Below are 12,658 nucleotides of genomic sequence, written 5' to 3'. Positions count from 1 at the left end.
TGCGGAGCGGCCGCGGGCGCCGGCGGGGCGGCTTCGGCAGCCGCCGGCTCCTTGTGCTCCAGCGCCAGCTGTTTCAGCACTGCGCAGATGCGCTCGAACACGGCTTCGTCGGGCTCCTCGGAAGCCCGGTAGGCGTCCAGTTGGCTTTTGAGCACGTCTTTCGTTTCCAAGAAAATATCCACCATGTCCGTGCGCAGCGTCATTTCGCCGCGGCGGATCGCGTCCAGAAGGTTCTCGAGCAGGTGCGTGGTGCCTGCAAGCTGGGTGAAACAGCCAAAGGTCGCCGCCCCGCCCTTGATGGAATGGGCCGCGCGGAAAATGGCATTAAGCTGCTCGATGTCGGGCGCCCCCACGTCGAGCTCCAGCAGGAGCTGCTCCATTTCCGCGAGCAGTTCGTCCGCCTCGTCGAAAAAGGTCTCGTAAAACTGACTGAGATCCAAACCAGCACTCATGGCCCGTATGCCTTCGTAAAAGAACTCGCTTACGCGGCGGGCTGCTCGCCGAGCAGTTCCGCCGCCAATTCGACCAGCACGTCCGGATCGACCGGCTTGGAGAGCCAGCCGCACACGCCCAGGTCGCGCGCCGCCATCTTGCTGTCCACGTCGTCTTCGGTGGTCAGCACCAGCACCGGCACGTCTTCGTACTGCGCCTGTTGCCGCAGCCCCTGGATGAGTTCCAGCCCGCCCATGACGGGCATGTTCCAGTCGCTCACGACCAGGTCCACCGGCTGGTCCTTGGCCCGCGCCAGCGCCTCCTGCCCGTTGACCGCCGTCACCACCTTCCAGCCTGCGCCCGTCAGCGTCGTCTGGACGATCATGCGCATCGTCGCCGAATCATCGGCCACCAGAATCGTTGCCGCCATTGCTATCGAACCCCTTCGGCGGGCGGAGCCTTGTCCGTCCCGCTGTGATTTCCTGACTTCACCGCCTCGGCCGCCGCGCGGGCCGCATCGACCGCGGAGCCCACTTCCTGTGCGCTGCCGGCGTTGATGTCCGCGGCCGCGGCGTTCTCTTCCTCGATGCGGCGCTGGGTGCTCTGGTTGAGCACGACCAGGCTGATACGCCTGTTAACGGCCGCGTACGGGTCATCTTTAACCAGGCTCATGCTCGAGGACAGGCCCTGCACGCGCATGACCTTGTCTTCGTTCATGCCGCCGGCCACGAGCTCCTGGCGGGATGCGTTGGCGCGGTCGGCCGACAGCTCCCAGTTGCTGTAGGCCCGCTCGCCCCGCGCATACTGGCTGGCGTCGGTATGGCCGGAGATGCTGATCTTGTTCGGCAGCTCGTTCAGCACCGGGCCGAGCTCGCGCAGGATGTCCCGCATGTAGGGCTGCACGTTGGCGCTGCCCGTGGCGAACATGGGCCGGTTCTGGCTGTCGATGATCTGGATGCGCAACCCCTCGGTCGTCATGTCGATGCGGAGCTGGGGACGGAACGTCTTGAGAACCGGGGAGGTCTCGATGAGGTTTTCCAGCCGCTTCTTGAGGCTCTCGAGGCGGTGACGCTCGCGGCGCTCCGCGTCGGCCATGGGCTGGGCTTCCACCCGGTTGCCCTGCGCCCGGCGCACGTCGCCGTCGTCGCGCAGGGGATCTCGACCGCCGCCGGGCACGGCGCTGGTTTCGGCCGAACTGCTGGGCCCGCCGGCGATCGCCACGTGCAGCGGCATGCGGAAGAACTCGGCAATGCCCTTGAGCTCTTCGCGCGGCACGATGCTGATCAGCCACATGACGAGGAAAAACGCCATCATGGCGGTGATGAAATCCGCGTAGGCGATCTTCCAGCTCCCCCCGTGGTGTCCGCCGCTCTTGCCCTTCTTGCGGCGAATCACCACACGGTGATTGTTGACGGTGCTCATTGCCCGCTCCGTCAGGCCTTGGCGGTCGACTTGGCTTGCCGGACGTGTTCTTCCAGCTCACCGAAGGTGGGGCGCACGCCCGAGTACAGCACCTTGCGACCGAACTCGACGGCGAGCTGCGGCGGGTAGCCGTTCATGCTGGCCAGCAGCGTGGTCTTGATGCATTCCAGCACCTTCACGGCCTCGGCCATGCGCCGGTCCACGCGCGAGGCCAGCGGCCCCACGAAGCCGTAGGCCAGCAGAATGCCCAGGAAGGTGCCCACCATGGCCTTGGAGATCAGGTCGCCCAGGATGGCCGGCGGCTGGTCCACCGCCGCCAGCGCCTTGATCACGCCCAGCACGGCGGCCACGATGCCGAATGCCGGCAGGCCGTCGGCCATCTGCTGCAGCGCATGCACCGGCACTTCGCGCTCGTGGCGGTAGGTCTCGATTTCCTCGTCCATGAGCGTTTCGATCTCGAACGAGCTCATGTTGCCGCTGATCATGATGCGCAGGTAGTCCGTGATGAACTCCATGAGCTTCTGGTCTTTCATGATGCGCGGGTATTCGCTGAAGATCGGACTGGAGGACGGATCTTCGATGTGCGACTCAATGGCCATCAGCCCTTCGCGCCGCGCCTTGTTCAGCAGGGTGTACAGGAGCGCCATCAGCTCCATGTAGACCTCTTTGCTGTACTGGGAGCTCTTGAGCGCATCGGGCAGCGCCTTCTTCACGAGGATCAGCGACTTCTTGCTGTTGCCCGCCAGGAAGGCGCCCAAGGCCGCGCCGAAGATCAGCGTGAGCTCGAATGGCTGGTACAGCGCGCCCAGATGGCCGCCGAGCGCGATGAAGCTGCCGACCACCGAGGCGATCACCACCAAATAACCGATAACAATCAACACATCAGGCCCCTGCCAACGAAGTCTAAAACCGGCGTCAATGATCCCCTGCTCCCCCCGGCCCAAAAAGCCGGGTTACGGGGGGTTTTTCAGGGCTTTTGATGTATTTGAGGCTGGGCGTCAGCCCGAGGCCGCCTCGGCGGCGGCAACCGCACGGCTGCCCGAGCGCGCCTTCGCCGCGGCCCGCGTCTTGCCGGCGCGGGGCGGAGGGCGGCAGATCGCGCAGACGAAATCCGTCTGGGGATCGTGGGCATGCGCGATGAAATGGCCGCCGCAGTGGCGGCACTCCGAAAGCTGCAGCATGCCGCTGTCGAAGAAGCGCACCAGCATCCAGGCCCGTGTGAAGCTCAGCACGGGCTCAGCGTTCTCGGCGCCTTCGACGCCCGCGTTCTCGAGATAGAGCCGGTAGGCGTCGATGACGGCGCGGATCCCCTTGCTGTTGGTGTGCTTGTCCAGGAACGAATAGACGTTGTAGAACAGCGAGGAATGGATGTTCGGCAACCAGGTCATGAACCAGTCCACCGAGAACGGCAGCATGCCCTTCGGGGGCGAGCAGCCGCGAATCTCGCGATACAGGCGCGCCAGGCGGTCGTGGCTCAGGCTGGTTTCCGCCTCCAGCACCTGCAGGCGGGCGCCCAGGGAGATCATGGAACTGGCAAGGAGGATGTCGTCCGCTTCCTGGGAAACGCTCTTGATGGCCATGGCGCTTGAAGATCCGGAGGGTTGCGCGGGCCGTTCAGGCCAGCTCTTCGACGGGCTGCTTGGCAAGCAGGATGGTGGCGTGCGCCTGCTGCAGCGCGCCGCCCAGCACGTCCTGAGTCAGGGCGGAAAGCAGGCTGTAGTCGTCAAAGCGGAAACGGCACAGGAGCGAGCTGGAGCTGGCCAGCCTCACGAGCTGGGCGGGCGACAGGCGCATGAGAATGTCCGCCACCTCGCTGCTGAAGCCCAACCGGAACATCGAGGCAGCATAGTCATCGCGCAGCATGCGCTGGGCGAGAAGAAGATAGGACAGATTCACTTCACGGATATCTGCCAGCAAAGAACTTTCGACTTGTTGCACACCAGGCTCCCTGATCCCTACGTGCGAGGGTCCGTATCAACTACCAACAGTCACAAGCAGCAACGATTGCTTCGTAACCAGCTGCGTCCAGTTTTTATGCGAAATGTATCAGCAATTCGCAATTTAAGTAAAATTTATCACATCTCGTGTCATTTTCTATGACTAATATGACAAAAGTTTTTTGATGTTGCTCATAAGACAGATGAAGATACAACTTGACATGAAACTATCTGACAAATTTACGTCAATTTGCCAAATAGACATTCAAAAAGTTGTGTTCTTTACGGAATGAAATCGGCGCTTTTAACCACAATGGGCACCGTACCGATCACCTCGTTAGCTTCGCCCAGCGCAACCGCGCGCTTGTCGACAATGTCGCTATTTGGCAACGCCAGCGCCAGCGTCCGACACCCGCGCCTCCATAGATTCGTCTGACACTCCGCAATGCCCAACGCAGAAGACAGCTTGGTCGAATATGCCCCGCTCGTTCGGAAGCTGGCCCTGCAATTGCTCGCGCGCCTGCCGGCCAGCGTCGAACTGGACGACCTGATACAGGCCGGCATGATCGGCCTGCTGGACGCCGTGCGCCGCTACCAGGAAACCGCCGACGCGCAATTCGAGACCTACGCCACCACCCGCATCCGGGGGGCCATGCTGGACGAGCTGCGCGGCCAGGACTGGCTGCCCCGCAGCGTGCGCGCCAAGGCCCGCAAGATAGAACAGGCCATCCAGCAGCTCGAGCAGAAGCTCATGCGCGCGCCCACCGAGGCCGAGATCGCCGCACAGCTGGAGCTGCCCCTGGCCGAATATCAGACCCTGCTGCACGACGCCCAGGGCGTGCAGATCGTCCACTATGAAGACTTTTCGTCCGATACGGACAGCGCGTCGGACCAGGCCGACTGGGCGGCTTCCCTCAATGCCGGCAACGCCCAGGCCGGCAATCCGCTCGATTCCCTGCTGGCCGGCGACTTCCGCCAGGCGCTCATCCACGCCATCGACGCCCTGCCCGAGCGCGAAAAGCTCCTGCTCTCGCTCTGCTACGAGCAGGGACTGAACCTCAAGGAAATCGGCGCCATCATGAACGTAACCGAGGCCCGGGTCTGCCAGCTGCGCTCCCAGGCCACCGCCCGCATCCGCGCCAAGCTGCGCGAGCAGGCCTGGCAGGATCTGCCGCACGAACAGCAGATGGCGCAGATCATCTGAGGCCCGCCGGCGCCGGCGTGCATGGCGCGCCGCCGCCGACGTCCCCCCTCCTCCACCCGGCGGATTGACCTTCGTAAAACAGCCCTAAAGATTGATTTGGCCCTGCCGTAATCCTGGCAACGGAGAAATTCGGCGTCGCAAGAAGACGAATTCTCCCGTTACTACGATGGGCGGCCCAGCTGCCCGGTTTGAAGAAGCCTTTCTCTCTTGGGAGCCAAAACATGGCTGCAGTTATCAACACCAACTACTTGTCCCTGGTTGCCCAGACCAACCTGAACAAGTCCCAGTCCGCTCTGGGTACCGCCATCGAACGCCTGTCGTCGGGCCTGCGCATCAACAGCGCCAAGGACGACGCTGCTGGCCAAGCTATTGCTAACCGCTTCACGGCTAACATCAAGGGTCTGACCCAAGCCTCGCGTAACGCGAACGACGGTATCTCGATCGCCCAGACGACTGAAGGCGCTCTTAACGAAATCAACAACAACCTGCAGCGTATTCGTGAGCTGACGGTTCAAGCCACGAACGGCACTAACTCCGATTCCGATCTCAAGTCGATCCAGGATGAAATCGGCCAGCGTCTGGCTGAGATCAATCGTGTCTCCGAACAAACGCAATTTAACGGCGTGAAAGTTCTGGCTAGCGACAACGCCCTGAAGATCCAAGTTGGTGCAAATGACAATCAGACGATCTCCGTGAACCTGAAGAAGATCGACGCTCAGTCGCTGGGTCTTAAAGAATTCCGCATTGACGGCGCTCGTCAAGCGACTGTGGGCGATCTGCTTGCTCAAGGCGCGACTGGCACGCATACGTATACCGGTCTTACCGTTACCAATGGCGCTGCTACTCCGGTAACTGATCCTGTAACTGTCGATATCGACACGGGTGTTGTGAAAGCCGGCACCGCACAATTGTATGTAAGTGCTAAGGACGGTAGCTTGGTAACTGCGGCGAATGTTAGCAACGGTACTGCTACGTATTCGTCGACGGCTGGGCCAAGTGCGTTGGCCACCTCGTTGAGTACGGCAATGACTAACAAATCCGCAGGTGATACGTTCAAACTGAACGGCATGGAATTCACCGTGACTACCGCTCAGACCGGGCCCCATAACGGCGTTGCAACGGCAAAGATTGATAACAAGACAGTCACCTTTACTCTGACCGATAATGCGGGAACCGCGAACCTCGCAACAGACACGAACGTCTATACTTCTGCCGTCAACGGTTCGCTGACGACCCAATCGTCCGTTAGCAATCGTGAAGCAACACTTGCTGATCTCGATCTGCAAGGCGGTAAGCATAGTGCTACCACCCTGCAGCTCGCTGGGGCAACGTATCACGCTACTGCGGCGGGCGACGAAGTTAAAGACGGGACCGCCGCTAACGCCAATACGATGTACGTCACGCGAACCGAAGCTGGCAATACGAAGCTGATCACGGAATCAGCTGCTAAATCGGAAATGGCGACGGAAGATCCCCTGGAAACGTTGGATACGGCACTTTCCCGTGTAGACGCTCTGCGTAGTGAGCTGGGTGCGGTACAGAACCGCTTCCAATCCACCATCGCTAACCTGAGCAACGTGGTCAACAACCTGTCCAACGCCCGTTCGCGTATCCAGGACGCCGACTACGCCACGGAAGTGTCGAACATGTCCAAGGCGCAGATCCTGCAACAGGCTGGCACCTCGGTTCTGGCCCAGGCCAACCAAGTGCCGCAAACCGTGCTGTCGCTGCTGCGTTAATCCGCAGAGACGGCAAGGCCGGAAGGGAGGCTCCCCGCCTCTTCTTCCGAACCAGGCCGGACACGGTCCTTCGCGCCGTTCCGGCCTGACAACCCGCCCCTCACGGCGGGTTTTTTTGCATCTGCCCCCGCCTCGAGACGCTGAAACGCTCCCGCTTCGGAGCCGCCAACCCGCATCGCGGGCACGGCGTGCGGCATGTCGCGCGCTCCCTCCCGCCGGAGAACGGTGTCGCTCAAACTGGAGGGGAATTCCGACGCTGATTCGGGAAATGAAGAAGGATCCCGGTTCTTAGAATGCCAGCATCGTTTCTTGCGGGCATACGTCCGCCCCTGATGCAGCCATGTCGAATTCGGCCTATACACAACGCCAGGCGCAAGCCGAACCCGGGCATCCGGCCCCCAGCCTCTCGCCGGGGCACCTGCGCGCCACGGCCCATCTCTATGGAATCCCGACCGCCCCCCTGGAGGCGGCCAAGGTGCTGGTCGTGGGCTGCGGAACCGGCGCAAGCCTGTGGCCCCACGCCTTGGCCTACCCTGGCGCCCGGATCGTCGGCCTGGACTCCAGCGCGGAACACGTCGAGGCGGCCAACGCGTCGCTGAAAGCCCTGCGGCTGGAGAACGTGGCGCTGCGCCTGGCCGAGCCGGGAGAACCCCTGCCGGAAGACCTGGGGCCGTTCGACTACATCATCGTTTCCGGCGTATACAGCTATTTGCTGGCCGAGGCGGCCGCTGCCCTGATGCAGCAATGCGGGCGCGCCCTCTCGGCGCTGGGCCTGCTCTACGTGGATCACCACGTCTACCCCGGCGCCAAGACGCTGGAAGTCATGCGCGACGCCATGCTGCTGCATGCGCACGCCGCCCGCACCGACGAGGAGGTCAAGGCGAGCGCCCAGGCGGCGCTGACGTTGTTCACCGAAGGACTGGCCGCGGAGAACCCGCTCGCCCAGGCATTGGGCGCGAATGCCGCCTGCTTTCAGCGCGGGCTGGCGTCCGGCGGCGCATTCCGCGCATTTGCCTGCTCCCCCGCCTACTTTGTCGAATTCGCGAACAAGGCGGCCGAAGCCGGACTGTCTTATGTGGGCGACGCGATGCCGCTCAGCGAAGTGCCCCTGGAGTTCGGGCAGAAGGTATCGCTGTCCCACAGCCTGCTGACCCTGGGCCAGGCTAAAGCCGTCCGCCAGCAGTATCTCGATTTTGCCACCGGCCGGGGGTTCCGGCAGAGCCTGCTGGTTCCGGAGGCGCGCGCGGTCCAGATCCGGCCGGCTCCCGACCTGGAACGCCTGGCCGACCTCCGGTGGGCCAGCGGCCTGGTCCGGCTGAGCGCCAATGGGCAGGAAGACGGCGCCAGTTACGTCACGAACACCGGCCGCGGCCTTTCCACCACCGACCGGAGCATGATGGCGCTGCTGGGTGTGCTCGGCCATGCCTGGCCCGGAACGGTGTCTCATCAGACCCTGCTCGACACCCTGGCCCGCCAGCCGGACGCTCCCAAGGGCGATGCCGAGCTCCGCCGGGCGCTGGATTCCCGGCTCAAGACCTTGCTGCAGGCCGACCTGGCGCACTACAGCCTGGGTCCCGGGCCCTACGACCGGGCCGATAACGAACCGTTCCGCCCGCTTCCGAACCTCACCGCGCCCGGCCTGTCCGCTCCGCTCTTCAACCTGTGGCACGAAACCCTGAACCTGGTCTTCAATGAGCAGCAGCTGGGCGTCCTGCGGCAACTGGCCGATGAACAGCCGCTGCAGCGCATCGTGGACGAGACGGGCACCTCGGGGCCCTCCACCTACGCCGTGACGGAAGTGCTCTCGCTGCTCAAGCGCTACGCGCTTCACGAAGGGTCGGCCCGGTCGTGGCGCAGGCTCCTCGAGGATGGCCTGAACGCGAGCCAGGGCCGTGGGCACTACACCGGGCTCTACGTCAGCGCACTGGCGCGCCTGGCATTCGATGCCCCGTCGCCGGACGAAGGCCCGCCGTTCGTGCTGTCACCGGCCATGCTCAACCAGGCGCAACGGCTGAACCAGGCCATGCTGCGGCAATCCTATGGCGACGCCGAAACGCTGGCGCGCGCGCTGGCCAAGCTGGCCCCCCGGTTCTTCGACGCCTGGGAAGCCCTGGCCGTCGCCCTGTGCAACATGCACCGCCCGCAAGAAGGCCTGCCGCCCGCGCTGCGCATGCTGGACATCGCCCCCTTGAATGCCCAGGGCTACATCGTGCTTTCCACCTGCCTGGCGCAGCTCGAACGCACGTCCGAAGCCATTACCGCGGGCCGCCGGGCGGTGGAACTCGCGCCGGACAACCCGCACGCGCATTCCGCCCTGGCCGATGCCCTGAACACGGAGCGCCGCTACGACGAAGCCAAGACCGCCTGCCTGAACGCGCTGGCGCTCGACGCCGGCCACCAGAAAGCGCGCACCAATCTCGCCAAGATCCTGATCGACAGCGGCGACGTGCAGAACGCCATCGTGGCCGCGCGCGACGCCGTGGCGCACGCTCCCAAGTCGCTGACGGCCAGCACCAACCTGCTCTTCGTCATGAACTACGCCCCTGCGGCGACGGCGGAAGAGGTGTTCCGGGCCTACCGGGCCTACGACCAGACCCATTGCGCGCCGCTGCGCAGCGCCTGGCGCCCCCACACGAATTCACGCGACACGCGGCGCAAGCTCCGGATCGCCTATGTATCGCCCGACTTCCGGCAGCACTCCGGCAACTACTTCATCGAACCGCTGCTGGCCCACCACGACCGCACGGCGTTCGAAGTGACGGCCTATGCCGAGCTGGTGGCGGAAGACGCCACCACGAAGCGGTTCAAGAACTACTTCGACCATTGGGTGCCGACGGCCGCCATGACGGACCAGCAGCTCGCCGACCGCATCCGCGCCGACGGCATCGACATCCTGATCGACGTGGCCGGCCACACCGGGGGCAACCGGCTCGCGGTATTTGCGCGCAAGCCCGCGCCCGTGTCGCTGACCTGGCTGGGCTTCGGATACACCACCGGGGTGTCGGCCATCGACTACATCATGAGCGATGCGGCCATGGCCCCCGAGGGCAGCGAGAACCTGTTCGCCGAGCGGCCCTGGCGGCTGGCCGACACCAACTTCGTCTACCGGCCGGGGCAAGGCATGGGCGACATCAGCCCGCTGCCCGCCCTGGCGAATGGCTACGTCACCCTGGGCACCCTTACCCGCGCCATCCGCATGAACGACCGGGTGGTCGGCGTCTGGTCCGAGATCCTGCGCCGGCTGCCGCAGGCGCGGCTGATCGTGGACAGCAACAGTTACCGCGACAAGTCGATGCGCGACGCCCTCGCGGCGCGCTTTGCCGCGCAGGGCATCCGGCCCGACCGGCTGCTCATCGGCTGCCACAGCCCTCCGTGGGACCTGCTGCGCTCCATGGACATCGGCCTGGACTGCTTTCCGCACAACTCCGGCGTGACGCTGGTGGAAACGCTCTATATGGGGGTTCCCTACGTCACCCTGGCGGACCGGCCCAGCGTGGGGCGGATCGGCAGCTCGGTGCTGCACGGCGTGGGCCATTCCGAATGGATAGCCCAGACCGAACTCGAATACGTGGAAAAGGTCGTGGCCCTGGCCAGCGATCTGCCCGCGCTGGCGCGCATCCGCGCCGACCTGCGCGACGACATGCGCGCCAGCCCGCTCATGGACGAACCGGGCTTTGCGCGCAAGTTCGAGGCCGCGCTGCGGGAAATGTTCAAGCAATGGTGCGAGAGCCAACCATGAAAGCCATCATCCTCGCCGGCGGGCTGGGAACGCGCATATCCGAAGAAACCCACACCCGCCCCAAGCCCATGATCGAGATCGGCGGCCGGCCCATTCTCTGGCACATCATGAAGACCTATTCCGCGCACGGCGTGAACGACTTCGTGATCTGCTGCGGCTACAAGGGCTACATGATCAAGGAGTATTTCGCCAACTACTTCCTGCACATGTCCGACGTCACGTTCGACATGGCCGACAACCGCATGGAAGTGCACCAGCGCAAGGCCGAGCCCTGGCGCGTGACGCTGGTGGACACCGGCGAGAACACCATGACGGGCGGCCGCCTCAAGCGTGTGGCCGATTATGTCAAGGACGAAGAGGCGTTCTGCTTCACATACGGCGACGGGGTGGCCGACATCGACATCAGCGCGCTGATCCGCTTTCACCGCGAGCATGGCAAGGCCGCCACCGTTACCGCCGTCCAGCCGCCCGGCCGCTACGGCGCCTTGCGCCGCGAGGGCAGCAAAGTGACGGGATTCACCGAGAAACCCCGCGGCGACGGCGGCCTGATCAACGGCGGCTTTTTCGTGCTCTCGCCCAGCGTGCTGCCGCTGATCCAGGACGATTCCACCAGTTGGGAGGCCGAACCGCTCGAAACGCTGGCGCACCGGGGCGAGCTGCATGCCTACGAGCACCTGGGCTTCTGGCAGCCCATGGACACGCTGCGCGAGAAGAACCTGCTGGAATCGCTGTGGAGCACGGGCAAGGCGCCATGGAAGGTGTGGTGAAACCCGACACCGGCTTCTGGCGCGGCAAGCGGGTCCTGCTGACCGGCCACACCGGCTTCAAGGGAAGCTGGCTGGCGCTGTGGCTGCGGCGGCTGGGCGCGGACGTGACGGGCCTGGCCCTGCCTCCCGCCACCCGGCCCAGCCTGTACGCGGAGGCCGGCATCGGCTCCCTCGTCGACAGCCGCGAATGCGACATTCGCGACGCCGGGGCCGTGCGCGATCACGTGCGCCGCGCGCGGCCCGAGATCGTGTTGCACCTGGCGGCCCAGGCCCTGGTGCGGCAAGGCTACGCGCAGCCGCTGGAAACCTACGCCGCCAACGTCATGGGAACAGCGCACGTACTGGACGCGCTGCGCGGGCAGGACGCCATTCTGTTCGGCTCCGCCGGCGACCCCGGCATTCCCGATCACATCACGCTGTGGGGACTGCGGCTGAAGATCTGCCAGGGCCTGGACCAGTACGCCAACGTGCGCCCCACGCGCATCCTGCCGGGCATCGACGCCCCGCTCAAGCGCTGCGCGCCGGGCGACCTGGACTGGGTCATCGTGCGCGAGAACTCCGAAGGCGAATACGCCGGGGTGGGCGGCCGCGTGCACCAGGGGCTGCCGATCGAGGCGGCCACCGACGTGTCCATGATGACGCGCGCCGGCGTCGAGCGCATCCTGCGCTTTGCCTTCCGCCTGGCCGGGTCGCGGCCCCGCCGCCATCTCACCGTCGTCACCAAGTCCAATGCCCAGCGCCACGCCATGGTGATGTGGGACGAGATCGCCGCGGAGATCGCGCGCGAGTTTCCCGACGTGAGCTGGGACAAGGAGCTGGTCGACGCCGCCACCGCCCGCATGGTCAACCGCCCCTCGTCGCTGGACACGATCGTGGCCACCAACCTGCACGCCGACATCCTGAGCGATCTGGCGGCGGCGCTGGCCGGCAGCCTGGGCATCGCCCCCACGGGCAATATCGATCCGGAACGGCGCGGCCCGTCCATGTTCGAGCCCATCCACGGCTCGGCGTTCGACATCATGGGCAAGGGCCTGGCCAACCCCATCGGCACGTTCTGGTCGGTGGCGATGCTGCTGGAACACCTGGGCGAGACGGCGGCCGCCGCGCGGCTGATGCGGGCCATCGAAGCCGTGACCGCCGACCCCGCCCTGCACACGCGCGATCTGGGCGGGCAGGCGACGACCGCGGAGGTCACGCAGGCTGTGCGCGAGCGCCTGCCGGCGCCGCAGACCGCCGGTGCGCCGGCCGCCTGAGCGCCGGCCGCCTGAGCGCCGGCCGCCGGTGCGCCGGCCGCCCGTATGCATCGGACCGGCGCGGCGCGCGGACGCAGATCCGCCGCCGCGCCCGGCAGGACCACCCGAGGAGGAGAACTCATGAACGTGCCCGCATTCCGCCAGGCCCCGCCTGCCGCCCTCGCC

General features: G+C 65.0%; 11 protein-coding genes. 5 read left to right on the top strand and 6 right to left on the bottom strand.

Translation table 11 applies throughout. From position 1 onward, the window contains the following. From AD428_RS14400 to flhD, 6 genes are all read right to left on the bottom strand, one after another. Positions 1 to 452, bottom strand: a 452-nt coding sequence (locus AD428_RS14400; RefSeq protein WP_200908044.1) for an Hpt domain-containing protein, incomplete at its 3' end; no start/stop codon positions are given. Between the two features lie 29 nt (positions 453 to 481). Then, on the bottom strand, positions 482 to 862 hold the full coding sequence (locus tag AD428_RS14395; protein WP_053245632.1) for a response regulator: 381 nt from the start codon (positions 860 to 862) through the stop codon (positions 482 to 484). A 2-nt stretch (positions 863 to 864) separates the two neighbouring features. Then, the gene (gene motB / locus AD428_RS14390) at positions 865 to 1,854 is read right to left on the bottom strand and encodes a flagellar motor protein MotB (protein WP_053245631.1); all 990 of its coding nucleotides are present in this window, start codon (positions 1,852 to 1,854) and stop codon (positions 865 to 867) included. A gap of 11 nt (positions 1,855 to 1,865) precedes the next feature. Next, positions 1,866 to 2,735, bottom strand: a complete 870-nt coding sequence (motA, locus tag AD428_RS14385; protein ID WP_053245630.1) for a flagellar motor stator protein MotA — start codon at positions 2,733 to 2,735, stop codon at positions 1,866 to 1,868. Between the two features lie 117 nt (positions 2,736 to 2,852). Next, positions 2,853 to 3,434 (bottom strand): flagellar transcriptional regulator FlhC, encoded by a 582-nt coding sequence (gene flhC / locus AD428_RS14380; RefSeq protein WP_053245629.1) that lies wholly within the window; start codon positions 3,432 to 3,434, stop codon positions 2,853 to 2,855. Between the two features lie 34 nt (positions 3,435 to 3,468). Continuing rightward, complete coding sequence (gene flhD / locus AD428_RS14375) at positions 3,469 to 3,792, bottom strand: flagellar transcriptional regulator FlhD (protein WP_053245628.1); 324 nt, start codon at positions 3,790 to 3,792, stop codon at positions 3,469 to 3,471. Between the two features lie 444 nt (positions 3,793 to 4,236). Between flhD and AD428_RS14370 the strand changes: the two genes are divergently transcribed. The 5 genes from AD428_RS14370 (at position 4,237) to AD428_RS14350 (ending at position 12,493) form a co-directional block, all read left to right on the top strand. Continuing rightward, positions 4,237 to 4,995 (top strand): RNA polymerase sigma factor FliA, encoded by a 759-nt coding sequence (locus AD428_RS14370; RefSeq protein WP_053245627.1) that lies wholly within the window; start codon positions 4,237 to 4,239, stop codon positions 4,993 to 4,995. Between the two features lie 221 nt (positions 4,996 to 5,216). Further along, positions 5,217 to 6,734: a flagellin gene (locus tag AD428_RS14365; protein WP_053245626.1), complete on the top strand. Its 1,518-nt coding sequence runs from the start codon at positions 5,217 to 5,219 to the stop codon at positions 6,732 to 6,734. Between the two features lie 340 nt (positions 6,735 to 7,074). After that, positions 7,075 to 10,473 carry a bifunctional class I SAM-dependent methyltransferase/glycosyltransferase gene (locus AD428_RS14360; RefSeq protein WP_053245625.1) on the top strand — a complete coding sequence of 1,133 codons (3,399 nt, stop codon included), beginning with the start codon at positions 7,075 to 7,077 and terminating at the stop codon, positions 10,471 to 10,473. After that, positions 10,470 to 11,240: a glucose-1-phosphate cytidylyltransferase gene (gene rfbF / locus AD428_RS14355; RefSeq protein ID WP_053245624.1), complete on the top strand. Its 771-nt coding sequence runs from the start codon at positions 10,470 to 10,472 to the stop codon at positions 11,238 to 11,240. The genes AD428_RS14360 and rfbF overlap by 4 nt, the downstream gene beginning before the upstream one ends. Further along, positions 11,204 to 12,493 carry an isocitrate/isopropylmalate family dehydrogenase gene (locus AD428_RS14350; RefSeq protein WP_200908043.1) on the top strand — a complete coding sequence of 430 codons (1,290 nt, stop codon included), beginning with the start codon at positions 11,204 to 11,206 and terminating at the stop codon, positions 12,491 to 12,493. Before rfbF ends, AD428_RS14350 begins: the two co-directional genes overlap by 37 nt. The last annotated feature ends 165 nt before the right edge of the window (positions 12,494 to 12,658 follow it).

This window comes from Achromobacter sp. DMS1 (assembly GCF_001270295.1).
Note: the sequence above shows the minus strand (reverse complement) of the source record. Positions and strands in the feature narration are given on the sequence as shown.

What these genes read in the sequence shown, in the direction of transcription:
- AD428_RS14370 (WP_053245627.1), top strand. Translation starts at nt 4,237, where the DNA reads ATGCCCAACGCAGAAGACAGCTTGGTCGAATATGCCCCGCTCGTTCGG.
- AD428_RS14360 (WP_053245625.1), top strand. Translation starts at nt 7,075, where the DNA reads ATGTCGAATTCGGCCTATACACAACGCCAGGCGCAAGCCGAACCCGGG.
- motB (WP_053245631.1), bottom strand. Translation starts at nt 1,854, where the DNA reads ATGAGCACCGTCAACAATCACCGTGTGGTGATTCGCCGCAAGAAGGGC.
- rfbF (WP_053245624.1), top strand. Translation starts at nt 10,470, where the DNA reads ATGAAAGCCATCATCCTCGCCGGCGGGCTGGGAACGCGCATATCCGAA.
- AD428_RS14365 (WP_053245626.1), top strand. Translation starts at nt 5,217, where the DNA reads ATGGCTGCAGTTATCAACACCAACTACTTGTCCCTGGTTGCCCAGACC.
- AD428_RS14395 (WP_053245632.1), bottom strand. Translation starts at nt 862, where the DNA reads ATGGCGGCAACGATTCTGGTGGCCGATGATTCGGCGACGATGCGCATG.
- flhC (WP_053245629.1), bottom strand. Translation starts at nt 3,434, where the DNA reads ATGGCCATCAAGAGCGTTTCCCAGGAAGCGGACGACATCCTCCTTGCC.